The sequence below is a fragment of the Paraburkholderia sp. BL17N1 genome (assembly GCF_003634175.1).
Classification (GTDB): domain Bacteria; phylum Pseudomonadota; class Gammaproteobacteria; order Burkholderiales; family Burkholderiaceae; genus Paraburkholderia.
The window spans coordinates 937,618-959,586 of sequence record NZ_RBIW01000002.1; the positions used below are offsets into that span (position 1 = coordinate 937,618).

Sequence of the window (21,969 nt, forward strand, 5' to 3'; positions counted from 1 at the left end):
GCTCGCGCCAATCAGCCGATCGAAGCAACGCCTGCCCGGAGTAATTCCTATGACGGCTTCACCGGCTCAGATAATCGGCGCCCCGCCCGTCACCGCGATCGTTGCGCCCGAGATATAGCTGGCTTCATCGGAGGCGAGCATCACATAGGCGGCGGCCAGTTCGGCCGGCTGACCCGGACGTTTCATCGGCACCTGTTCGCCGAACTTCTGCACTTTCTCGGCCGGCATGGTCGACGGAATCAAAGGCGTCCAGATCGGACCCGGCGCGACACAGTTCGCCCGTATGCCCCGCTCCGCCAGCAATTGAGCCAGGCCGCCAGTGAAATTCTGAATCGCGCCCTTGGTAGTCGCGTAGGCGATCAACCCGGGATTCGGATGATCCGCGTTAATCGACGACGTATTCACGATCGAGGCGCCAGGCTTCATATACTTCAACGCCGCCCGCGTAATTCTGAACATCGCGCCGATGTTGGTATCGAAGGTCTTGTCCCATTCTTCGTCGCTAATATCTTCGAGCGATGGATAGCTCATCTGATAGGCCGCATTGTTGACCAGCACGTCGAGCCGCCCGAATGCCTCGACCGCCCGTTCGACGATCTCCTTGCAATGCGCCGGGTTGGTGATGTCACCGCGCAGCAGCAACGCCTTGCGGCCAGCCTCCTCCACCCAGCGCGCGGTTTCACGCGCATCGTCGTCTTCATTGAGGTAGCTGATCAACACGTCCGCGCCCTCGCGCGCGAACGCGATCGCGACGGCACGGCCAATGCCGCTGTCGCCACCGGTAATGATGGCCGCCTTGCCCGCAAGGCGGCCCGAACCCTTGTACGACTTCTCGCCGTGATCCGGTTGCGGCTTCATCGGCGCGGTTTGTCCGGGTGTCTGATCCTGCTGCTGATCGGGAAAAGGTGGCGTAGGACGATGCGTGTCGGTCATGACAGTCTCCAGAAGCAGTAATGACGTAAGCGGTGTGCCTTAGCAGGTCGCAGCTAGCTTGCTCACAGCAACGTTCGGGCCCGCGTGGGGCGCCGAGCCGAACCACCGTCAGACACGCGGCTATACGCACTCCGGACGCGATACGCCAGATGTGAATGCAGAGGCCTACGACCTACCGCAAGGAGAAATCGGCATTTTCATTTCGCGGTGCGGCGGCGCCCCCCGCTCACGGCACAGGAATTGCGCGAATGGAGACGCGGCCGTTGTGCCGATCCCGGCAACTGCTAAATGTTTGAGGAGACTCTTATGAAAGTCACAAAAGGTATTTTCATTTCCGCACTATTTGTAGCCATCTCAGGAAGCGCCTATGCACAAGGCGCGGGCGGAGGGGCAGCTGCGGGTCAAGGCGGAACTGGCATGAGTAAGCCCAATGCAAACAGTTCAACTGACACGGTTTCGGGCGCCACCGGGACAAACAGCATGGCGACTTCCGGAGCCACCTCGAACAAGAAGATGATGCATAAGAAGCCCAGCGCCGCCACGCCGGCGTCGGCTACAAACCCTGGTTCCGGCGGAAACTGATTAACGTACCGATTGACATCGCCCGTGGTCGGCTCGTTTGATTCGCGCTAGTTTGATGCCGCCGCGATTTGGACGTAAGAGGGGCTCAGTCGAGGAGCCCCATTTGCCAGAATTTACCTTTGCTTGTACCGCAGGAATTGTTTTGCCCGCGGTACGCGCCCGCAAATTCATCCAACTTCAAACACTCGTCGTTTTCCCATCTGCAGCATCCGTGAATACACTAAACCCCCTACGTTTGGTCGACACACAGACCGCCGCTATCACGCAGCTATTCGCGTTCTCGAGCAACGCGTTCGATGGCATCGAAAAGCTGACCGCATTGAATCTGCAGGTGATCAAAGCAACGCTCGCTGAAAACCAGGCGTTGATGGCCAAGGCGTTGTCCTCGAGACCTGAAGAACTGGTTGCGTTATCGGCAAGCCTCGCGAAACCCACGGCGGAGAAAATCGCGGCATATAACCGTCACGTCTACGAAATCATGTCAGGCGTTCAGACTGCGTTGTCTGCAACCGCGCCGTCCCAGCACCAGCGGTATCAGCGTGACGCACAGGAATTCGCCGAGAACATCGCGAAGAACGCTTCGCTCGGCACGAGCGTTGTAGAAGCGGAATAGATGCAGAGCGGGGAAGATAAAGGGGCGGCGCGTCGCGTCAATGCGTTCGCAGCCGCTGAAAATCTCGCTCTATTGCAGTATCGGCAATTGATAGCGCAGCGCCCGTTGCGCCATGGGCATCGTCCCAAAGCGTGGCTCGCATGCGCCGGTTATCGCGCATCCGGAGTTAGGCAGTAAGTGACCTGTCGCCGACCAGCCTGCTACCTGCCGCATCCAGCTTGCTCTGCAATTCCGCCTTACGCCTGGCCATTTTTTCACCCAGTGCGCGGAGATTGCAGCTAGTTTTGCGCAGCTCCGGAAAGAGTTCCTCCTCTTCTTCCTCGACATGATGGCCCACCATCTCGCTCATCACTTTAAAGGTCGCATCAAAGCCCTTGTCGCCAGCCTTCATGGTTTCAAATTTGGCGATCAAGGTCTTGACGAGGAAATGTTCGACATAGGCTTCCTCAACGTCTATCGCGTCGCTGTCAGGTAACGCTTCCTGTGCGGCCGGATAAAGCAGTTCCTCTTCGAGCATCGTGTGAATGGAAAGCTCTTCGCAGGCACGCTGCGCGAGCGCCGACTTTGCTTCAAGATCGTCGTCGGCCGCTTTCTCGAATGCCTTGAAGAGTTTTTCCACGGCGCGATGTTCGGCCTCGAGGAAAGCGAGTGCGTCGAGCGCGCCCGAGCCCGTTTCTGTTTTGTCCTGTTTCGTGGTTTCCATGTCGATCTCCTCGGCTATAGGGTTGACTGCAACGCGGCTGCTTGCAGCGGTTCAGCACGATCTTTCGCAACCCGCGTGCCTACTCAGCGTGGGACTTAACGCGACGTGGGAGGCGACACGAAGTTCAAGATTCGGTCAGGCGCCAGGCGACCGACGCGTGGCGCCTGAAACGCTTCGGCCGGCTCTCGCCCGATCAATTCATAAGATCAGGTTTTCGAGCCGACCTAATTCCGTAGGCTTCTCACAGACTGCCTCGAATCTCACTTTTATCATTTCCTGAAGACTTGAACGAATGCGCCCGCAACGACCATTCCCGCTCCCTGCTCGTTGAAACCACCAGCCAATCGATGACGACGCGCCTTCATCTTTTGATTATCGGCCGGGACATAAACCGTCGGCGACGATACCGGCAACGACCGCTCAGCGCTCATCCATCTGGCTCGCAAACGACCATAAATCGGGTAAGCGACGTCGGTCCGAACGTATTGCTGATCGCGACATCGGCGGCATCCCTGCCGCGTGCCATCAGGATGCGCCCCGTGCGCGGCGCATTGTTCCGCGGATCGAAGGTTTCCCAGCTGTTTCCCAGATACGCCTCAAACCAGGCGCAGAAGTCCATCGGTGGGTAGGGAGGCGGAAGACCCACATCGCTGATGTAGCCGGTGCAATAGCGCGCAGGAATGTTCATCGCACGGCACAGCGCGACCGCGAGATGCGCGTAGTCGCGGCAGACGCCGACACCATCCTGCCACGTTTGCCATGCTGTTTTGGTGGGCCGCGCGCAGTTGTAGTCGAAGCGGATATGGCTGTGCACGAAGTCGCAAATCGCCTGGACGCGAGCTCCGCCGAGCGGCGTGTGGCCGAACATTTGCCACGCAACCTCCGAAAGCAAATCAGTCTCACAGTAGCGGCTGCCGAGCAGAAACATCAAGCATTCGTCGGGTAACTCTTCAACTGCGTTCTGATAGTTGTTGGACCCGATTAGCTCGTGATGCGGCGGCACCTCGAATACGCCGCGCGCCGATAGCGTGAGCACCCCGGGCGGGGCGGTAAGACGTGTGCAAAGGTTGCCGAACGAGTCGTGATACTGCCGAAGCGAAACCCAGGGATGCGTAATGACGTGATCAGGAACGACCATGTCTGGAGCGCGGGAGCTGTGCGTATTCAGCATCAGAAGCATCGGCGTCGATTGCGCACACTCGTACACCAACTCATAACCCACGCGAAGTTTCATTCGATTACCTTTTTCGGCGGCACTGTGAACAAGGCGGTAACCATGGGGAAGAGCAACGCTCGTTCCCAGCGCACGGTCGATCCTGCGGGAGACTGTCCTCATACGCGCGGAAAAGCGCTCGGACACAACCAATTGGCGCTCCCTCGCCGGAGGAATACCGGCACGGCACGGCAACAAGTCCGGCACAAAAAGTGCGTCGAAGCAAAATGCTGCTGGCGTCGCAGCAGTAGAGACTCGATAACAGGCGAGGCGTATGGCGCGACTGGCGCAATCACCTGACTTAACGAACAGTACGAATGTGGCCGCCTGAATGGCATCCCGGCAACAATCGAAGATAAGCGTCAGCGAAGGTAAGCCAGTCGCGCGAGACAGCCGGGTTTTGCCAGCGGCGGCGCAAGGAGAACCATGTCTGCAGTGGGCGAACATGAACGAAGTGTGAATGCGCGCGACGAGTTGCCGGCGCATTCGTGGGCCACCCATGTCGGCCCCGGACTGGTTTCAACCGCCACAGACAACGACCCTAGCGGTGTGGTGACATATTCGCTAGCCGGGGCGCAATTCGGTTACGACATGCTGTGGATGTGTGCCCTGTCGTATCCATCGATGGTGGCGTTCCAGCTTGTCGCGGCACGAATCGCCGCGCAGACGGGTAAAGGGCTGACGCTGAACATGCGCGAGCATTATTCGCGGCTCCTGTTCTATCTCGCCGTGACGCGCTTTCTCGTTGCCAACATTCTCAATATCGCGGCTGACGTCGTCGCGATGGGGGTCGGCGCGCAACTCCTATGGCACGGTTCAGTACCGCTGTTCGCCGCGGTCTTCGGCATGCTGTCGATTGCGCTCCAGTGGTTTGTGCCCTACGCGCGCTATGCGCGGATTCTCAAGTGGCTCGCAGCGTGCCTGTTTGCATACGTCGGCGTTACGCTGACAAGCCATCCGTCATGGACAACGCTCGCTCTACACGCGGTCGTGCCGCGAATCACATGGAGCGTCGACTACTTCAAAATGCTGTTGGCGGTGCTGGGTACGACAATCAGCCCGTATCTGCTGTTCGCCCAAGCCGAACAGCAGATCGAAGAACACTCGCCTCAAGCGGCCGTCCCGGACCGCGCACGGGGCGACCTTCAGTTGAAGAAATTGCGCGGCGACACGCTCGTCAGAACGATCCTCTCGAACGCCATTGGCTTATTCATCATGGCAGCGGCCGCGTTGACACTTCACGTGAGCGGCCATGGTCTTGTCGACGTCCAGGATGCCGCGAGCGTACTGCGGCCACTAGCCGGTGGATATGCGACGCACGTGCTCGGGCTGGCGTTCATCGGTACGGGGCTGCTCGCGCTGCCACCCCTCGCCGGGTCCGCGGCCAACGCCGCGGTGAGTGCGCGGGACCGGCGCGCCGGCAGGCAACGCAACCGGCCGGTTGCGCGGGCGCTGCTTGTCGTGATGGCGCTTGGCGTCATGATTGGCGTGGCACTGACGCTCGTGCCGATCGAGCCTGTGCGGGTGCTTTACTGGAGCGCTGTGCTCAACGGCTCTACAGCTACGCCTGTCATGGTGATGCTTGTGCTGCTGAGCATGAAACGCTCGGCAGTGGGCGATCTCAGCGCGCATTGGACCTTGCGCGCGTTGTGCTGGCTTGCCACGGTATTTGCAGGCGCGGCACTGGTCGCTGAATTCGCATGCAAGTGGCTAGGCTGAGCGCGCCAATCGAATTCAGCCGAGCGAGGCAGGTGTCGTTTGATCGCATGCAGCCAAGGACAAGATCAGGCGTGACCGGCCGGCTATCGCCCGTCACCTGGAGCCGTCGAGATGGCCCAACAGGAAAAGGACCGACTAACCGCGGACATTCTTGCCGAGATACGCAGTGACCGCCTTCGTCAGCGCGATGCCGTGCAATTCCTCTGGCGATGCCAGATGCGCGGCGACAATCTCACGGTTATCAAGCCGCAACTCCGGCATGCGATCGAGGTGCAGTTCAAAGAAATGCACCTGGTCTTTTCGCCCATCCCAAACGCCGCAGGCACTGCCCGCGGCGACTAGTGTCCCAGACGACAGGCCAATTTCCTCTTCCATTTCGCGCCGCGCTGCCGCATCAGGAGCCTCACCGGGCCGCACGCTTCCGCCGGGAAAATTCCACTCGGCCCGGTACGACGATTTCACGAGCAACAGCGAGCGCCCGACGTAGATTGCTACTAGCGCGCCTTCGTGACGAGGCCGCCGAACGTGCCACCAGACGCGAGCGAGCTGGAATCCGAGGCGAAGCACCATGCGCCAGATAGAGTCGATAAGCGTAGCTGGTCGTGCTCGTTCAACGCTCGGCATGCATTCTCTCCTTTTGTTTTTCATATCAAGAGGGTGTCCCGGGGCGATGCGTGAGTGCGGCCTCAATGATTCGGCGTCCGTCACAGCACTGCCGGGAAACCGTAGTTTAGCCACCCGAGCACTCATCGTCGCGGTCCGTCGAGCTTGGACCGTGACCTCTGTCCAGACAGCGTAGCGGCGAATTGATTCAACGGAGCCTGCGTCATCAGGCCCGGCTGGCGTCGTCTTGCGAGAGGTGCACTGGCAGCCGCAAAGAAATTCTTCGACCACACGACGAAACCGATTGACATCCCAATATTCCCCCGTACAATGGGTTTTGTTGCAGCGCAGCAATTTACGTTTCCCCTCTTGGCGCGCGGTTTTGTTTTTATTCAGAGCCCCTCGCACTCTTGCCGCCTTACCTTTACGGAGCAGTGATGAGCACGCTTATTCCCCAACAATTGGTTGCCGCCCAACAGTCCAGCCTCGAGGCGCTTTTCGGCCTGACGAACAAAGCATTTGCAGGTTTCGAGCAGCTGGTCGCGTTGAATTTGCAAGTTGGCAAAGCGGTCCTCGCCGAAAACCAGGAAATCGTCACCAAAGCACTTTCAGCGGGCAACCCGGGCGCACTGTTCGCGCTGCAAGCAAGCCTCTCCCAGCCTGTGGCGGAAAAGGTGGTGGCATACGGCCGCCAGGTTCATGAAATCGTGTCCGGCGTTCAGAGCGAAATCTCCGCCGCAGCGACCGCGCAAGGCCAGCAGTTCCAACGGGACGCGCAAGGTTTCGCGGAAAGCCTTCAGAAGAACACGCCGGCAGGAAGCGAATCCGCGATTGCCGCGTGGAACTCGGTTCTCTCGGCAGCGAATGCAACGTATGAATCGGCTAACAAGGCCGCCAAGCAGTTCGTGACGAGCGTGTCCGCCGTTCACTAAGACCCTGCGTCTTTCCAGACTTTTTGTGTCTACCAATGCGAACTTCGGTTCGCATTTCTTTTTCCTGAACCGGATGTATCGAGAAGCGACTAACGCTGCGTAGGGTTGCTTCAGAACAGCACCACGAGACAGCGCACTTCAGCCAAGGACGAAATGACCGGACACTCTGCGATGGACGATCGATTTGATCGACGAGAACTGCTGCTTCACCTGGGCGACATTCTCGCCGCGTTGAACTGTTTAAACGACGCGAACGAACCGGGCGCCGCAGTGGCCCATCTCGTGCAGAAACATGCTTCACTGCAGGACTTCGCGTTCCTCAAAGCCTTGGCACCGACAATGACGGTGGCCGAATTCAGCACACACGTCGGCCGCTCATTTTTCTTATGGCCGAGTGAGTTGCTCGCGGCGGAACTCAACCGTGACGCTCTGGCATCGGCCGTTCAGCGGAACCTGTTCGACGGAAATCCCGAGGGCTGGAATGCGTATGCCGGCTACCTCCGGAAGAAAGTAAATTGGTTCGGCACCGGACTGTCGAATCATAGTAAAGACGCTCCGGCTGAACCATTGCGCGATGTCCCTAATGAGGTGGGTCCGGTCGACGCACCGGCTAAGGTCGTGCCGGCCGCGGAAGTCAATGCGCGCGATGAGAAAAGAGGCTGGCCTTGGCCCGGACCACGGTCGACGTCCTGACGCGTGCCGCTGCTGGCCCATACCTCGAGATCAAGATTCCCGAGCACTCAAACTCGGAGCGCAAAGCGTTTTCCGCCGGCTCCTGAAGCCGGCGGACGCTTCGCCTATCCAAACACCTGTCATACCAGAACGCGCGCGAACCTCAATGGATGAAAAGCGGAGCCGGCCAGCCCGCCCAGCGGTGCCGGTCCCTTTTCCGACGCGAGCAGACAGGACCGTCTGCTGCCGACTCGCGCGCCGCCGGCTGGTTTTAGCTGCCCCCGAAAAAAACGTTGCATTGCGGGTCCACCCTGCACGACCTGGCATGTCTCGCGCCGCTTTGCATACGGGTATCCGGCGTGCCGCCGTAGGCCTCCATCCCCCTACTGGGCGAAGAATCAGCCTGAGTTGCGGCGCTTTGCTGGGGGGCGGGTTGTGCAGCATCGGGCATGCTTTGCGCATACGCCAACCCCGCCACAATAAACAATCCGAAAGCAGAAGCACCCATCGATCGTAATTTCATGTCGGCTCCTTAAGCTAGATTGAGTTCCATCCATGTGATTGGTTATTCGCGTGTCGCGCGGTTCAAATCTATACAGGATGTACGGATGCGAAGCCGTCTTCGAATCCGTGGGCCAATCGCCCGAGGCCAAAGTTTCAGGCAATTGGGAAGAAGCGAAGCGCAGTGCGCCAAGCGAAGGTCTGTGGACGCGGGATGGCGTGCGAACAGGCAATGTCGATGGATTTCATGGACCCACCGACACGCAATAGTCGCCCCTGCAAATACGTTATAGGGCGCAGAAAGTCGAAACGAAAGCGAATGTTTTTTGACCCGATACCTCCACACAACACGGCAGCGATTTTCGTGGCGCGTCGAGATCGGAGCTGTCATCAAGGGTCGCGAAAGTTTTTGCACTCTGCCTGCAACAGTGTTTTCAGAAATCGCACATCGACACCGACTTTCGTCGACACGATACTTCCCACATCCGAATTGTGTGGTGACGGGACGTGTCGGCAAGGCAAGACAACACGAGCCCGCTACAAGGCTGGAACTTCGAAGGGGAACGACATGGACGAGCAGAAACGCCTCAGCATGATCGCTTATCTGCGCCGCAAGATGACCACCGTGGGCATCAAGGTGGGCGACCTCAAGGCGGCAATCGCCGAAGACAGGGCGCGTCAAAAGTCGGCGCGATATCGCAGTGCTTTCGGCGACACCTGGGACGGCAAGGGCGACATGCCGCAGTGGCTTAAGCAAGCCACGAGCGCTGGGCAATCACTGGCGCACTTTGCGATCGACAAACCGTCGACATCGGCTAGCCGTCAACGGCCTGTCATCGACTGGAGTCGTGACCCGTTCGCGGGCACACGCCTCGCGACAGTTCGGGCGTCCTGATCTGACAGGGTGCGTCGCTCCGGGCGTTCAATGCGAACGCCCGTGGCCTCCGCCACCGCCATAGTAGTGGCCGCCGCCCATACCGTGCCCTGGATATCCGCCGCCACCCCAGCCGCCATGACCGCCCCAACCGCCCGGATATCCGTGCCCCCAGTAGCCGTGGTGACCCCAGTAGCCGTATCGGCCGCCTCCATAACAGCAGCCGCCCCAATAGCCGAAACTCAGTGACACTGAGGGGCCCCACCACGCGGGCGAGCCGTAATAGGGATACGCAACCGGGTAATACGCGGGCGCGACGTAGACGGGCACGGCTGGGGCGATATAGGTGTTCGTGGCCACCGTCGCATCTGACGCAACCGCACCATCTGCCGCTGTGCCGGCCGTCGAGAAAGGATATTGCTGCCCGGCGACCGTCGGCACACCGCCATAGGGAACGTAGCCGTACGGCACGTAGTAGTAGCAACCGGACAAAGCGGCGGACGAGACCACCAACGCAACGACGCGGCCCGTGCGCGATGTTGCGTCGAGCGTTTTCATGACGTGCTCCACAGTCTGACACGGCGCGGCATGGCGCGCCTCTAATACAGTCAGCTTACTCCAACGGCGACCTCGCAGCGGCACGTCGATGTGGCTTGAAAACGGCGTTCATCGTGCGCCGGGTCGAACACGGCCCAGGCCAACAGAGGGACCTGCATGCTGAACAGAGTTGAGATTTCCCCGGCTGCCCGACATAGCGGCTCGGCTTACACGCACCGGCATTTTGTCGTACAAATTGCTTCCAGCGGCAATCGAATTCTCGTCATCGAGCCTTCACATATTGACGGGACAATCGCGCCACTGAGAGAGCGCGGGGTGTCGCTACCCCAAAAAATCAAATGCAAATTCTGCCGAACACACCGGCCACCAGAATCAGCTTTCATCGCGGGTATGGTCTCCGCGCAAGTACGACGCCGACTGGCGATGGTCTGCATTCCGCCGACCTCGTTATCGAACAGCCAGGACGGCCGCCGCAAGCTTTCGCCTCGTTGGACCTGTTCTACGACCATGAACAGGCAATCCATTACGCCACTGTCTGGGGCCGCATTTGGGTCGACTCAAAGACCTGACACCAACCTGCTCCACTCAGGAACGCCGCTTGCGCGCCACTGGATTACCTTTTTCGAAGGAGGTAAATCATGGGCTCAATCAACCCGCAAGGTGACACCGGCCGCGGAGCGGAAATAGTCGGTGGTGGTATCGGCGAAGGGCCGGGACCGGACATCATGGCCGCGGCAACGCTCGACGGGAACAAGGTCATGTCCTCTGACGGCGAACACGTCGGGAAAATTTCGGACATCATGCTGGACGTCAGGAACGGACGTATCGCCTACGCGGTACTTTCCGAGGGCGGCTTTCTCGGAATGGGTTCCACCCTGCACGCCATTCCATGGAGTGCGTTGACGCTCGACACGGACCAGAAGTGCTTCTTCGTCGACATTACCGCACAGCGTCTGAAAGACGATCCGGGTTTCGACAAAGATCACTGGCCGACCATGGCAGACGCGAAGTGGGGAGAGTCGACTTACAGCTACTACAATCGCCAGCCGTACTGGGCAGCGACCCATGACGTGGTGGAAAGCGACCCTGCCATCAGACCGAGCGAACACTGAATAACACCAACAGGTAAGCCGTGCCAGGCGGACGGCTAGTCTGTCGCTCCAGCGCTTGCGCCCACCGCGCCTCATTGCGGTGGGCGCAAGCGCACCGAACAATCCATAAGCCGTATTCGAATGGAGCGGGCCCGACAGGTATTCGAGGCAGCGAACGTCAGACCGGATTCAAGGCAGGCCGCTCATCCAGCACGGCGGCAACATTGTCCAGCGCCGTGAAACCCATCTGATCCCGAGTCTCCATCGTGGCGCTCGCCATGTGAGGCGTCAGGAACACATTGTCGAGTCCGGCGAACCGCTTATCGACCGTGGGCTCATTCCGGTACACGTCCAGCCCTGCGCCGAATAGATGTCCCGAAGTCAGCGCTTCGTAGAGCGCGTCTTCGTCCACCAGTGCACCACGCGCCGCGTTGACAAAAACCGCGCCGGTCGGCAGGAGCCCAAATTCCTTTTTCGTCATCAACGGGGCGCCCCCGCCCGGCACGTGTAGCGTCAGCACGTTGCAGTGCGGCAGCATGTCGTCGAGACTGCTGTAGAACGTCGCGCCATTTTCCAGCGACGCAGCCGCACGGTTGATGTCCGTATAGATCACGCGCATGCCGAACCCCTGTGCACGCTTCGCGACCGCGCGTCCGATACGCCCGAATCCGACAATGCCGAGCGTCTTGCCATTCACGCGCATACCCAGCATCTCGGTCATCCCGAATGATTTGCCCCAGCCGTTGCGCATGATCCGTTCATATTCGGACGCGCGTCGGCAGGCCGCCAACACGAGCAGCAGGGAAAAATCGGCCGTGCATTCGGTCAACGCATCGGGTGCGTTCGTGACGACGATTCCCCTCTCGCGGGCGGCCACCACGTCCATGTGATCGAAACCGGCGCTGGCGTTGGCAATGATCTTCACGGTCGAAGGCAGCGCGGCAATGTGCTCTGCCTGCAAACCGGACTTCTTCCCGATCAATACGGCCGGCATTTCGTGCTTTTTGCAAAAGTCGACGACAGACCACGCGTCCATATCGGACTCGGTCACGAAGGCATGGAATTCGGTCTTCGCGCGATTCGCCACGGCTGTGGGCACCTTTCGCGCAATCAACAGCCTGGTGCGGTTATTTTCCGACATGATGTTTCCTTGGGGTAGGCAGACGTCGAGAGACTACGAAACCGCGAGCGGGACCGTCAATGTTGATTCGATGAATCAACTATCGAAAACGATTCACCCGTTTATTCGTTCGCAGCGCACCCTGCACGTTGCGATTCGTTTTCTTCCCAGCCCGAACCCGCGCGCTGCCGGCAACACGCGCATCAGGAAAACCCTGGTGCGCGCCCCATCGGCAAGGCGCCCAGATGTTGATTCAATGAATCAAGATTGCTCGACGGATAGTGCGAATGCAACTCTGCTTCCCGTGTTCAACCGAACTGTCGAGAGGAAGTGAAATGCCTGCATCGAAGAAATTTGCCGCTGTGACCGGCGCCGGCTCCGGCATCGGCCGCGCCGCCGCCGTGGCGCTCGCCAATGCGGGATTCGCCGTCGCGCTGATCGGGCGCAGAGCCGAGCCGCTGCTGGAAACGAAGGAAACCATCGGCATGGGCGGTGGAGAAGCGCATGTATTTCAAGCCGACGTTGCCGACGCGGCATCGGTCGAGCACGCGTTTTCGCGCATAGCCGAGGCATTCGGACGGCTCGACGTGCTCTTCAACAACGCAGGCCGCAACGCGGGAGCCGTGCCGCTCGAAGACTACGACGCCGATTTCTGGAACGATGTCGTGGCCACCAATCTGACCGGCGTCTTTCTGTGCGCTCGGGCCGCTTATCGCTTGATGAAAGCGCAGTCTCCTCAAGGCGGACGAATCATCAACAACGGATCGATCTCCGCTCACTCGCCGAGGCCGCATACCATCGCCTATACGGCGACAAAACACGCCGTCACCGGAATCACCCGCTCGATCGCGCTGGACGGACGTGCGTTCAACATCGCCTGCGGCCAGATCGATATCGGTAACGCGGCCACATCGCTCACGGAACGCATGAACCGCGGCGTACTGCAAGCGGACGGACGCATGGCGCCTGAAGCAAGAATGGATGTGACGCACGTCGCGAACGCCGTCGTGCATATGGCCAGTCTTCCGCTCGAAGCCAATGTTCTCAACATGACGATCATGGCGAGCGCGATGCCGTTCGTCGGCCGCGGATAAACCGCCCTCACGCCACTATAAAAAGAACAACCGGCCAATGCACTGGAGACAGCTATGAAAGTCGTAGACGAACAAACATTGTCGGCGCGAAACCCGGCTTACGCGGATACCACGAAGCGCTCCAGAGTGCGATACGTCGTGCTCTCGATGCTGCTCGCGGCAACCATCCTCAACTACGTGGACAGGTCGGCGCTCGGCATCGTCGCGCCGGGCCTCGCGAAAGGCCTGGCGCTGGACAAGATGCAGATGGGCGAGCTGTTTGCCGCATTCGGCCTCGCCTACTCTATCGGGCTGGTGCCCGGCGGCATACTGACCGACATTCTCGGCTCGCGTGTTGCTTATGCGCTGTCCCTCGTCGGCTGGTCGTTCGCCACGCTAACGCAAGGTCTCGCGAGCGGCTATCACATGCTGCTCGGCTCGCGGCTCGCCATCGGCGCGCTGGAAGCGCCGGCTTTCCCTTCCAACGCGCGCGCCGTGACGTTGTGGTTTCCCGCCCGCGAGCGCGGCTTCGCGACCAGCGTCTATGTCATGGGGCAATACATCGGCACGCCGTTGTTCACCGGCTTGTTGCTGTGGATTTCCGCAGCGTATGGGTGGCGCATGGTCTTCTACGTCACGGGCGGCGTCGGCATTCTGTTCAGTCTTGTCTGGTACCGGGTCTATCGCGACCCGCATCAGCACGCCGGTGTGAATGCCGCCGAACTTCAATACATCAGCGACGGCTCGACGGCCGCGCGCAAGCCGCGCGAGAAGTTCGATTGGCGTATGGCGCTCAAGCTGCTCGGTTACCGGCAGATTCTCGCCATCTGCATGGGCAAGTTCTGCAACAACACGTTGCTTGTCTTCTTCACCACGTGGTTCATGACCTATCTGATCGAAGCGCGGCATATGTCGATGATCAAGGTCGGCATTTTCCAGGCACTCCCCTTTATCGGCGCGACGGCCGGCATTCTCCTTGCGGGGTCCCTCTCGGATTTTTTCATTCGACGCGGAGTATCGATTTCCACGGCACGCAAGACGCCGCTCATTATCGGCACGCTGCTGGGAGCATCGATCATGCTCGTCAATTTTGTCGAGTCGAACGAGGCGGTGATCGCCATCCTGACTATCGCGTTCTTCGCGCAGGGTGTCGGGTCGATGTCGTGGGCCGCCGTTTCCGAAATCGCGCCGCGCCAATACGTGGGGCTCACGAGCAGCATCACCAGCCTCGCGGCCAATATTGCGGGCGTGACGACACCGCTCATGATCGGCTATATCACTCACCACACCGGCCATTTCTACTGGGCTCTCAACCTGATGGGCGCGATATGCCTGCTCGGCGCGTTCTCGTACTCCGTGCTGCTGGGGAAACTCTCCCGCATCGAACTATGATGCCTCTGACCATCGGTGAAATCGTATGATTGAATTCAAGTGGGATCATCTGCAACTGTGCTCGGCCGACGCCGAAGCCACCGCCGCATGGTTTGCGCGCTGTCTGAACGCCGAGATCGTGCGTCGTCCGGGGCGGGTGGATTTGCGCATCGGCAGCATCAACCTTTTCATCACGGCGTTGGCGAGCGCGCAAACCGGCCGCGCCGATGGCGAGCGGAAACAGGGCATCGATCATTTCGGTGTGGTCGTGGACGATCTCGATGCCGCGTTCGAGCATCTGACGCGCTGCGACGCGGAAATCGTCGAGCCGATCAAGCAGGTTCGCCCCGGCGTGAGAGCCTGCTTCGTGCGATCGCCAGGGGACATTCTGGTCGAGATCCTTGAGCGGCGACCCGCCGAGATGACTTTTACCTGAAAAGCCGTCAATATTGACGCTCGACCGGTTGCGCTCGAAGGTACGGCGCGATCCGCCTGGCAACGGCTCTGCTGCCCGTTCCGCTGCATCACCTTGCTTGCCATCCCATGCGAAACTGGATCACGCTGACTGAAGCGGCTCGACAACTCGGCGTGCAAGCGCAAACTATCTATGCGTACGTCAGTCGAGGCAACATCGCGGTCATGCCGGATCCGAATGACCCGCGCAAGAGCCTTTATCGTGCGGAAGACGTGGCCGGTCTGTGCCGCAAAAAACAGGTTGGACGCAAGCGCGAGGCGCTCGCCGCCGGAACCATATTCGGCACCGAGCCGTGCATTTACAGCGGCATCACCACCTTCTCGAAAGGGCGGGCGTATTACCGCGGACGGGATAGCATCCGGCTTTCGGACACGGCGACGCTCGAAGACGTGGCGGCCATACTCTGGAACGCGCGCGGGCCCGTCTCCTTCGAACCCGGTGACCTGCCGCTACAGGGCGGCGAGCGCGGCCGGCAATGCGCGTTCACGTCGCTGGCGGCGCTCGCGGCCTGCGGTCATTCCACCCTCGGACGCACCGACAGTGCACTGCATGTCGAGGCAGGCCGGCTCGTGGCGCTGATCGCGCAGGCGTTTGGCGCGCGCCGCGATGCGAATGCACAACCCACGCATGAACGGCTCGCGCTGGGTTGGGGCCAGGACCGTGCAGGCGCCGAACTCATCCGCCGCGCCATGGTCCTCGTGGCCGACCACGAGACGACGAGTTCGGCGTTCGCCGCCAGAATTACCGCCTCCACCGGCGCATCCTTGCCGGGATGCCTGCTCACGGGGCTCGCGACGCTCTCAGGCCCGCTGCATGGCGATGCGTCAGGCCGCGTGAGAGCCGTGTTCGACGACGTCGGGAGACTCGGCGCGGAGCATGTCGTGGTGCATCATTTGCAGTCGGCCACGCCCATTCCAGGATTCGGGCATCACCTCTACCCGGACGGCGATGCGCGGGCGGCCGCATTGCTCGAGGTGCTCGATCCGCCTAGAGAACTCACGTCGTTCATCAACAAGGTGGTTGAACTGACCGGCCTCAGGCCGAACATCGACATTGCGCTTGCCGCACTGGCGGCACAGTTGGCGTTGCCGCGCGACGCGTCGTTCGCGCTATTCGCAACGGCGCGGAGCGTGGGCTTGCTGGCGCATTGCATCGAGCAACTCCGGGTCGGCAAGGTCATTCGGCCACGGGGCCGCTACACAGGCCGCGCATTGGAAGACGTCAGCCCCGCGCTGCCCGCTGAAGGCGGCGAGAAGGCGCTCGACCCAGCTACGCTCGACAAGAATCGGGTATTCAAGGTGGTCGAGCGCTGAGAAGCGCGTCCGCCCGGTCTCGGCTAAAACACAAAACTTTCGATCGACTGTCGATTTCGCGCGCGTTCGTTCGTCGTGGTATTGAAGGCACCGGACATCTTCCACATAATCCGGGGCCCAACTTTAGACAGGAGAATCCCAATGCGCGTCATGGTCATGGTCAAGGCGACCGCCGAATCCGAAGCCGGTGAAATGCCCAGCACGGAACTTATCGAGGCGATGGGCCGATATAACGAGGAACTGGTCAAGGCCGGCATCATGCTCGGCGGCGACGGACTGAAGCCGAGCTCGAAAGGCGCGCGCGTCAGATTCTCCGGCCAGGACCGAACCGTCGTCGACGGTCCGTTTGCCGAAACCAAGGAATTGATCGCGGGCTATTGGATCTGGCAAGTGCAATCAATGGACGAAGCGATTGAATGGGTGCGCCGCTGCCCGAACCCGATGGCAAGCGACTCTGAAATCGAAATTCGTCCGTTCTTCGAAGCTGCGGATTTTGGCGAGGCGTTCACGCCCGAGCTTCAGGAAAACGAAGAGCGGCTTCGGCAGCAGATTGAATCGAGGCAAAGTAAAGAGTAAAAAAACGCCACACGCGCGATCGTTACCGCCTTTCGTCACACGCCTTCGACGAGAACCGCGCGGTAACGCGCGCCCTTGAACCGGTGCTGAGCGACTTCCTGATACGCCGGGCTGTCGTACCACGCACGCGCGGCTTCTGTTGACGGAAACTGCACGATCACCACACCCTCAGGCGCGTCGCCCTCAAGAACCTGCTAGGGCCTCAAATGACTTTCCGCGGCGGCGCACCTGGGCATCAGATTTGCTGCACCATCATCTGGCGTGCGCGACGCGTGTTGCGACGCACGCTACCCGAATGCCCGATACCCGGCGAATCGTTCGCCAATGGGTCCAAATCCCGCTTCAGCCCGCCGCCCGGCCGCGCCCATTGTCGCCGGATCGTGGCCTCTCTCGCCATGAGGAGAACGCATGATGCAACAGACCGCCTCCAAGACCCCGCAACAGAGCGCCGATCCCGACGCCGCCCGAACCAGCCGCCAGCCTTCCGCGAACGCGACGATGCCTGTCGAGTTGACCGTCAACGGCAATCTCTACACGCTGTCGCTCGATCCGCGCACCACGCTGCTGGATGCGCTGCGCGAGCACTTGCACCTCACCGGCACCAAAAAGGGTTGCGACCACGGCCAATGCGGCGCCTGCACCGTGCACGTGAACGGACGGCGTGTGAACGCATGCCTGTCGCTCGCCGGCACGCACGCCGGCGACGAAATCACCACCATCGAAGGCATCGGTCAGCCCGAAGCACTGCACCCGATGCAGGCCGCGTTTGTAGAATGCGACGGCTATCAATGCGGCTACTGCACGTCGGGCCAGATCATGTCCGCGGTCGCGCTGCTCGATGAAGCAGTCGGGCCCGCCGACGCGGAAGTGCGCGAAGCGATGAGCGGCAATCTGTGCCGCTGCGGCGCCTATCAGAATATCGTCGCGGCGATCCAGCGCGTGCGCGGCCAGTCCTGAGGAGCGCCATCATGGAAATCTTCCAGTTGTCGCGCGCCAACGGCGTGCGTGACGCGATCGCGGCGGGCGCAACTTCGGCAACGGCCCAGCAAGGCGCACAAGTACGCTTTCTGGCGGGCGGCACGACCTTGCTCGACCTCATGAAGCTGAACGTGGAGCGGCCGACGCGGGTTATCGACATCAGCCGGCTGCCGCTAGACACTATCGAAGCGCTGCCCGACGGCGGCGTGAAGATCGGCGCGACGGCGCGCAACGCCGACCTCGCATTGCATCCGCTGATCCGTACGCCGTACGCCGTGCTGTCGCAGGCGCTGCTCGCCGGAGCCTCAGCCCAATTGCGAAACATGGCGACGACCGGCGGCAATCTGCTGCAACGCACGCGCTGCGTCTACTTTCGCGATACTGCGATGCCATGCAACAAGCGCGAGCAGGGCTCGGGCTGTCCGGCCATCCAGGGATTCAATCGCACGCTGGCGATTCTCGGCGCCAGCGACGCCTGCATCGCAGCCAACCCGTCGGATATGAACGTCGCCTTGACCGCGCTCGACGCCACCATTCACATCGAAGGGACGAACGGCGCGCGCAGCATCGCGATCGACGACTTCTTCGTGTTGCCGGGCGCAACGCCACAGCGTGAGAACGTGCTCGACGCAGGCGACCTCATCACGCACGTGACACTACCGCCTCTTCCCGCGGGTGCCCGTTCCGTTTATCTGAAACTGCGCGATCGCGCGTCGTACGAGTTCGCGCTGGCGTCGGCCGCCGTGGTCTTGACGCTCGACGGCGGACGCATCGGGCATGTGCGCGTCGCGCTCGGCGGTGTCGGCACGCGGCCTTGGCACGCGCTCGAAGCGGAAGCCGTGCTGCGCGGCGCAACGCCCGACGCCGCAACCTTCCGCAAGGCCGCGGATGCCGCACTTGCAAATGCGAAGCCGCAAAGCCAGAACGGCTTCAAAGTCGAACTCGCGCGCCGCTGCATCGTCCATGCACTGACGCAGGCTACGGCCGCGACGCCCTGAACCGTCCATCGAAAGGAACGCACCATGTCCACCATGCCCGACTCCGTGCTGTCCGTGATCGGACAGCCCCAAGCGCGCGTCGACGGACCGCTGAAGGTCAGCGGCGGCGCTATCTATACCTCCGACGTGGATCTGCCCGATCTGCTGATAGCCGTGCCCGTGTGCAGCACGATCGCCAGCGGCCGGCTCGTGTCGCTCGATATCGCTGAGGCCGAGGCGATGCCCGGCGTGCACGCGGTGCTGCATCGAGACAATATCGGCCGCTTCTACCGGATCTCCGGCAACTCGATGGAGACCGGCTATGTCGACGAAGCGCGGCCGCCCTTCGAGGACGACATCATCCGCTATTACGGCCAGTACATCGCTGTCGTGATCGCCGATACCTTCGAAGCGGCGAGCGCGGCATCGGCGGCGATCGCCGCCCGCTACGAAGTCACGCCGCACGACGTGCGCGACGAACTCCAGGCCGACGACAAGCCCAAGGTTGAGAGCGAGCGCGGCGACCCGGACGGTGCGTTCGACGCTGCGCCGGCGACGCTCGACGCAACCTACGTAACGCCGACGGAAACGCACAACCCGATCGAACTGCACGCGTCGATCGCGGACTGGGATGGAGAGAACTACACGTTTTACGAGACCACACAGGCCATCACGGTTCACCTGGGCACGCTCTCGCAGATGCTCGGCGTGCCGAAGGAAAAGATCCGCGTGATCTCCCGCTATCTTGGATCAGGCTTTGGCGGCAAGCTCTGGATGTGGCCGCACACACTGCTCGCGGCGGCGGCGACGCGTCAGATGGGCCGTCCGGTGAAGCTGGTCGTGAGCCGCAAGATGATGTTTCAGAACGTCGGCCATCGCCCCGTCACGCAACAGCGTGTGCGGATGTCCGCCGACCGCGACGGCAAACTCACGTCATTGCAGCACGACTATGTCAACCACACCGCGATCGCCGACGAGTACCAGGAAAGCTGTGGCGAAGTCACGCCGCTCATCTACAGCACGCCGAATCTGCGTGTGACCTCGGGCCTTGCGCGCCGCAACGTCGGCTCGCCGACGTCGATGCGCGGCCCGGGTGCCGTGCCCGGCCTGTACGCAATCGAATCGGCGATGAACGAACTGGCGCATGTGCTGAACCTCGACCCCGTCGAGTTGAGGCTGCGCAATGAACCGCGCGTGGACGAGAGCACGGGTTTGCCCTTCTCTTCAAGGCATCTGGTCGAATGTTTGCGCACCGGCGCCGAGCGCTTCGGATGGTCGCAGCGGACGCCGGGTGTCGGCTCGATGCAGCGCGACGGTCTGACCTTGGGCTGGGGTGTCGGCGCGTGTGTCTGGCCAGGCTTGCGCTTCTCCGCTGCGGCGGACGTCGATCTGCGAGCGGACGGCAGCGCCCGGGTCGTATGCGGCACGCAGGACATCGGTACCGGCACGTACACGGTGCTCGCACAACTGGTCGCCGAAGAAACCGGCATTCCGCTCGCGCGCATCGAGGTCGGTCTCGGCGATTCCGTGTTGCCGCTGGGACCGATTTCGGGTGGCAGTGCGGCGACGGCATCGGTGATTCCCGCCGTGCTCGATGCGGTGCGCGCGGCCAGCAAGATTTTGCTGTCGCGTGCGGCGACCGTCGACGGTTCGCCGTTCAAAGGCGCACGTGAGGACGAACTCGCGTTCAGCGCGGGACACGTGCATCGCAAGGGCGAAGCGCCGCAGCGCGGCGTGCCGTTCGGCCAGATTCTCGAAGCAGCGAAGATGCGCGCCGCGTCGGGCAGCGGCAGCGCCAAGGGCGGCTTCGACGATCCGCTGAAGAAACGCTTCTCCATCTATTCGTACGGCGCACACTTCGTCGAAGTCACGTGGCAACCGGAGATCGCGCGGTTGCGCGTGAGCCGCGTCGTCACGGTGATCGATGGAGGACGCATCGTCAACCCGCGCGCCGCGCGCAACCAGATCGAAGGCGCAGTCGTGATGGGCGTCGGCATGGCGCTGTTCGAGCACACCACGTACGACAAACAGACGGGCGCACCGATCAATAGCAACCTGGCCGATTACGTCGTTGCGACGAACGCGGACACGCCCGAACTCGACGTGACCTTTCTCGATCATCCGGATACCGTGTTCAACGAACTCGGCGCCCGCGGGATTGCGGAGATCGGGCTTGCGGGCATCGCGGCGGCGATCACCGACGCAACCTGTCATGCGACCGGCGTGCGCGTGCGCAAGCTGCCGATCATGATCGAAGATCTGCTGGCGGCGGAAATGACTTGAGGACCGATGTTCATTGGAAGTCGTGGCCGGGAAAGCTATGCTATTAGCTTGTCTTGCGATGATCGAAGACGAACCAGGCATCGCACGCCGATAGTCGAAGAGAATGGTTCCGCCCTCGCGCGTGCCGGAGAACGCCATGACTCCTTTGCTGCAAACCCTGAGGGCCGCCGCGCTGGTGGCCCTCGCACTATGTCTCGCTGTGCCAAAGACTTTTGCTCAGGCGGCGCCTGGCGTGGCGGGTTCATGGTCTCTGGTCTCGTTGACCGTCTCGAGAAGTGGCAGCGAAGTCGAAGTGCTCGGTCCGCATCCGTACGGGCAACTCATCTTCGGCAGCGACGGCCGCTATGTTCTGCTTGGCGTTCGCGGGGACTTGCCGAAGTTCGCATCGGGTAACCGCTTGTCGGGTACCTCCGAAGAGAACGAGCGCATCGTCCAGGGCAACTTCGCGCACTTTGGCACCTATACCGTCGATCCGGCCGGACAGGTGATCGTTTTCCACATTCAGAAAAGTACCTTTCCGAACTGGGACGGCGATGTGCAACGGCGCCCATTCACCCTCGATGGGGACCGGCTGACCTACGTCACGCCCGGGAGTTTCGGATATGGTGCATCGAAAGTCGTGTGGCAACGAATGAAGTAAGCAGCAGCACAACTTGCGGTGCATAACCTCCATCGCCAGCGCCCAGTCCCGAATGCGGCGCACGTCGATTCGTCGATCAGGAACCACAAGGCGAATCTAAAGACCTTTCTTGTAAGCGAATTGTCGTCCATCATATTTAAGCCAGAACGATCATGCACCGTCCTCGAAG

General features: G+C 61.1%; 22 protein-coding genes and 2 pseudogenes. 17 read left to right on the forward strand and 7 right to left on the reverse strand.

The genetic code is table 11. The features are described 5' to 3' along the window. Positions 1–66: 66 nt before the first annotated feature. Positions 67–933 (reverse strand): SDR family oxidoreductase, encoded by an 867-nt coding sequence (locus tag B0G82_RS24085; RefSeq protein ID WP_116146070.1) that lies wholly within the window; start codon positions 931–933, stop codon positions 67–69. A gap of 306 nt (positions 934–1,239) precedes the next feature. Between B0G82_RS24085 and B0G82_RS24090 the strand changes: the two genes are divergently transcribed. Both B0G82_RS24090 and B0G82_RS24095 read left to right on the forward strand, forming a co-directional pair. Next, positions 1,240–1,515, forward strand: a complete 276-nt coding sequence (locus tag B0G82_RS24090; RefSeq protein ID WP_121310810.1) for a hypothetical protein — start codon at positions 1,240–1,242, stop codon at positions 1,513–1,515. Positions 1,516–1,618: 103 nt separating this feature from the next. Then, entirely contained in the window at positions 1,619–2,128 is a 510-nt protein-coding gene (locus B0G82_RS24095) for a phasin family protein (protein ID WP_158608190.1), read from the forward strand. 166 nt (positions 2,129–2,294) lie between these two features. On the opposite strand, the gene B0G82_RS24100 is transcribed toward B0G82_RS24095, so the two are convergent. Next, positions 2,295–2,831, reverse strand: coding sequence for a hemerythrin domain-containing protein (locus tag B0G82_RS24100; RefSeq protein ID WP_121309280.1), 537 nt, complete (start codon positions 2,829–2,831; stop codon positions 2,295–2,297). A 427-nt stretch (positions 2,832–3,258) separates the two neighbouring features. Further along, complete coding sequence (locus B0G82_RS24105) at positions 3,259–4,065, reverse strand: transglutaminase family protein (RefSeq protein WP_121309281.1); 807 nt, start codon at positions 4,063–4,065, stop codon at positions 3,259–3,261. A gap of 405 nt (positions 4,066–4,470) precedes the next feature. On the opposite strand from B0G82_RS24105, the gene B0G82_RS24110 reads away from it, so the two are divergent. Then, complete coding sequence (locus tag B0G82_RS24110; protein WP_121309282.1) at positions 4,471–5,763, forward strand: divalent metal cation transporter; 1,293 nt, start codon at positions 4,471–4,473, stop codon at positions 5,761–5,763. Between the two features lie 135 nt (positions 5,764–5,898). On the opposite strand, the gene B0G82_RS24115 is transcribed toward B0G82_RS24110, so the two are convergent. Next, the gene (locus B0G82_RS24115) at positions 5,899–6,387 is read right to left on the reverse strand and encodes an NUDIX hydrolase (protein WP_121309283.1); all 489 of its coding nucleotides are present in this window, start codon (positions 6,385–6,387) and stop codon (positions 5,899–5,901) included. Between the two features lie 416 nt (positions 6,388–6,803). Here B0G82_RS24115 and phaP point away from each other — a divergent pair, with 416 nt between their 5' ends. From phaP to B0G82_RS24135, 3 genes are all read left to right on the forward strand, one after another. Beyond that, entirely contained in the window at positions 6,804–7,298 is a 495-nt protein-coding gene (gene phaP, locus B0G82_RS24120; protein ID WP_121309284.1) for a TIGR01841 family phasin, read from the forward strand. A 171-nt stretch (positions 7,299–7,469) separates the two neighbouring features. Then, positions 7,470–7,991, forward strand: a complete 522-nt coding sequence (locus B0G82_RS24125; protein ID WP_116148968.1) for a hypothetical protein — start codon at positions 7,470–7,472, stop codon at positions 7,989–7,991. 1,048 nt (positions 7,992–9,039) lie between these two features. Further along, positions 9,040–9,366, forward strand: coding sequence for an H-NS family nucleoid-associated regulatory protein (locus B0G82_RS24135; RefSeq protein WP_116146083.1), 327 nt, complete (start codon positions 9,040–9,042; stop codon positions 9,364–9,366). Between the two features lie 27 nt (positions 9,367–9,393). Here the strand turns inward: B0G82_RS24135 and B0G82_RS24140 are convergent, their stop codons facing one another. After that, entirely contained in the window at positions 9,394–9,903 is a 510-nt protein-coding gene (locus B0G82_RS24140) for a hypothetical protein (protein ID WP_116146084.1), read from the reverse strand. A gap of 62 nt (positions 9,904–9,965) precedes the next feature. Between B0G82_RS24140 and B0G82_RS40610 the strand changes: the two are divergent. Both B0G82_RS40610 and B0G82_RS24155 read left to right on the forward strand, forming a co-directional pair. Further along, a pseudogene (locus B0G82_RS40610) lies at positions 9,966–10,076 on the forward strand (haloacid dehalogenase type II); the annotation flags it as partial. A gap of 465 nt (positions 10,077–10,541) precedes the next feature. Further along, positions 10,542–11,015, forward strand: a complete 474-nt coding sequence (locus tag B0G82_RS24155) for a PRC-barrel domain-containing protein (protein ID WP_116146086.1) — start codon at positions 10,542–10,544, stop codon at positions 11,013–11,015. A 157-nt stretch (positions 11,016–11,172) separates the two neighbouring features. On the opposite strand, the gene B0G82_RS24160 is transcribed toward B0G82_RS24155, so the two are convergent. After that, on the reverse strand, positions 11,173–12,135 hold the full coding sequence (locus B0G82_RS24160; RefSeq protein WP_121309285.1) for a D-glycerate dehydrogenase: 963 nt from the start codon (positions 12,133–12,135) through the stop codon (positions 11,173–11,175). A gap of 314 nt (positions 12,136–12,449) precedes the next feature. Between B0G82_RS24160 and B0G82_RS24165 the strand changes: the two genes are divergently transcribed. The 5 genes from B0G82_RS24165 (at position 12,450) to B0G82_RS24185 (ending at position 16,922) form a co-directional block, all read left to right on the forward strand. Further along, positions 12,450–13,208 carry an SDR family oxidoreductase gene (locus B0G82_RS24165; RefSeq protein WP_121309286.1) on the forward strand — a complete coding sequence of 253 codons (759 nt, stop codon included), beginning with the start codon at positions 12,450–12,452 and terminating at the stop codon, positions 13,206–13,208. Between the two features lie 54 nt (positions 13,209–13,262). Beyond that, complete coding sequence (locus B0G82_RS24170) at positions 13,263–14,579, forward strand: MFS transporter (protein WP_121309287.1); 1,317 nt, start codon at positions 13,263–13,265, stop codon at positions 14,577–14,579. 25 nt (positions 14,580–14,604) lie between these two features. After that, the gene (locus B0G82_RS24175; protein ID WP_121309288.1) at positions 14,605–14,994 is read left to right on the forward strand and encodes a VOC family protein; all 390 of its coding nucleotides are present in this window, start codon (positions 14,605–14,607) and stop codon (positions 14,992–14,994) included. 107 nt (positions 14,995–15,101) lie between these two features. Continuing rightward, complete coding sequence (locus B0G82_RS24180) at positions 15,102–16,346, forward strand: citrate synthase (protein WP_121309289.1); 1,245 nt, start codon at positions 15,102–15,104, stop codon at positions 16,344–16,346. 141 nt (positions 16,347–16,487) lie between these two features. Then, on the forward strand, positions 16,488–16,922 hold the full coding sequence (locus B0G82_RS24185) for a YciI family protein (RefSeq protein ID WP_116146096.1): 435 nt from the start codon (positions 16,488–16,490) through the stop codon (positions 16,920–16,922). A gap of 35 nt (positions 16,923–16,957) precedes the next feature. Here the strand turns inward: B0G82_RS24185 and B0G82_RS24190 are convergent. Then, positions 16,958–17,116: pseudogene (locus tag B0G82_RS24190) on the reverse strand (DUF1330 domain-containing protein); the annotation flags it as partial. 214 nt (positions 17,117–17,330) lie between these two features. Between B0G82_RS24190 and B0G82_RS24195 the strand changes: the two are divergent. From B0G82_RS24195 to B0G82_RS24210, 4 genes are all read left to right on the forward strand, one after another. Then, positions 17,331–17,879, forward strand: coding sequence for a (2Fe-2S)-binding protein (locus tag B0G82_RS24195; protein WP_181916842.1), 549 nt, complete (start codon positions 17,331–17,333; stop codon positions 17,877–17,879). An 11-nt stretch (positions 17,880–17,890) separates the two neighbouring features. Next, the gene (locus tag B0G82_RS24200) at positions 17,891–18,898 is read left to right on the forward strand and encodes a xanthine dehydrogenase family protein subunit M (protein WP_121309290.1); all 1,008 of its coding nucleotides are present in this window, start codon (positions 17,891–17,893) and stop codon (positions 18,896–18,898) included. Between the two features lie 24 nt (positions 18,899–18,922). Continuing rightward, complete coding sequence (locus B0G82_RS24205) at positions 18,923–21,160, forward strand: xanthine dehydrogenase family protein molybdopterin-binding subunit (RefSeq protein ID WP_121309291.1); 2,238 nt, start codon at positions 18,923–18,925, stop codon at positions 21,158–21,160. A 136-nt stretch (positions 21,161–21,296) separates the two neighbouring features. Continuing rightward, complete coding sequence (locus tag B0G82_RS24210; protein WP_241974820.1) at positions 21,297–21,800, forward strand: lipocalin-like domain-containing protein; 504 nt, start codon at positions 21,297–21,299, stop codon at positions 21,798–21,800. Positions 21,801–21,969 lie beyond the last annotated feature (169 nt).

Excerpts from the sequence above, each read along its gene's own strand:
- B0G82_RS24085 (WP_116146070.1), bottom strand. The coding sequence starts at position 933 with ATGACCGACACGCATCGTCCTACGCCACCTTTTCCCGATCAGCAGCAG.
- B0G82_RS24090 (WP_121310810.1), top strand. The coding sequence starts at position 1,240 with ATGAAAGTCACAAAAGGTATTTTCATTTCCGCACTATTTGTAGCCATC.
- B0G82_RS24100 (WP_121309280.1), bottom strand. The coding sequence starts at position 2,831 with ATGGAAACCACGAAACAGGACAAAACAGAAACGGGCTCGGGCGCGCTC.
- B0G82_RS24105 (WP_121309281.1), bottom strand. The coding sequence starts at position 4,065 with ATGAAACTTCGCGTGGGTTATGAGTTGGTGTACGAGTGTGCGCAATCG.
- B0G82_RS24110 (WP_121309282.1), top strand. The coding sequence starts at position 4,471 with ATGTCTGCAGTGGGCGAACATGAACGAAGTGTGAATGCGCGCGACGAG.
- B0G82_RS24115 (WP_121309283.1), bottom strand. The coding sequence starts at position 6,387 with ATGCCGAGCGTTGAACGAGCACGACCAGCTACGCTTATCGACTCTATC.
- phaP (WP_121309284.1), top strand. The coding sequence starts at position 6,804 with ATGAGCACGCTTATTCCCCAACAATTGGTTGCCGCCCAACAGTCCAGC.
- B0G82_RS24125 (WP_116148968.1), top strand. The coding sequence starts at position 7,470 with ATGGACGATCGATTTGATCGACGAGAACTGCTGCTTCACCTGGGCGAC.
- B0G82_RS24135 (WP_116146083.1), top strand. The coding sequence starts at position 9,040 with ATGGACGAGCAGAAACGCCTCAGCATGATCGCTTATCTGCGCCGCAAG.
- B0G82_RS24140 (WP_116146084.1), bottom strand. The coding sequence starts at position 9,903 with ATGAAAACGCTCGACGCAACATCGCGCACGGGCCGCGTCGTTGCGTTG.
- B0G82_RS24155 (WP_116146086.1), top strand. The coding sequence starts at position 10,542 with ATGGGCTCAATCAACCCGCAAGGTGACACCGGCCGCGGAGCGGAAATA.
- B0G82_RS24160 (WP_121309285.1), bottom strand. The coding sequence starts at position 12,135 with ATGTCGGAAAATAACCGCACCAGGCTGTTGATTGCGCGAAAGGTGCCC.
- B0G82_RS24165 (WP_121309286.1), top strand. The coding sequence starts at position 12,450 with ATGCCTGCATCGAAGAAATTTGCCGCTGTGACCGGCGCCGGCTCCGGC.
- B0G82_RS24170 (WP_121309287.1), top strand. The coding sequence starts at position 13,263 with ATGAAAGTCGTAGACGAACAAACATTGTCGGCGCGAAACCCGGCTTAC.
- B0G82_RS24175 (WP_121309288.1), top strand. The coding sequence starts at position 14,605 with ATGATTGAATTCAAGTGGGATCATCTGCAACTGTGCTCGGCCGACGCC.
- B0G82_RS24180 (WP_121309289.1), top strand. The coding sequence starts at position 15,102 with ATGCGAAACTGGATCACGCTGACTGAAGCGGCTCGACAACTCGGCGTG.
- B0G82_RS24185 (WP_116146096.1), top strand. The coding sequence starts at position 16,488 with ATGCGCGTCATGGTCATGGTCAAGGCGACCGCCGAATCCGAAGCCGGT.
- B0G82_RS24195 (WP_181916842.1), top strand. The coding sequence starts at position 17,331 with ATGATGCAACAGACCGCCTCCAAGACCCCGCAACAGAGCGCCGATCCC.
- B0G82_RS24200 (WP_121309290.1), top strand. The coding sequence starts at position 17,891 with ATGGAAATCTTCCAGTTGTCGCGCGCCAACGGCGTGCGTGACGCGATC.
- B0G82_RS24205 (WP_121309291.1), top strand. The coding sequence starts at position 18,923 with ATGTCCACCATGCCCGACTCCGTGCTGTCCGTGATCGGACAGCCCCAA.
- B0G82_RS24210 (WP_241974820.1), top strand. The coding sequence starts at position 21,297 with ATGACTCCTTTGCTGCAAACCCTGAGGGCCGCCGCGCTGGTGGCCCTC.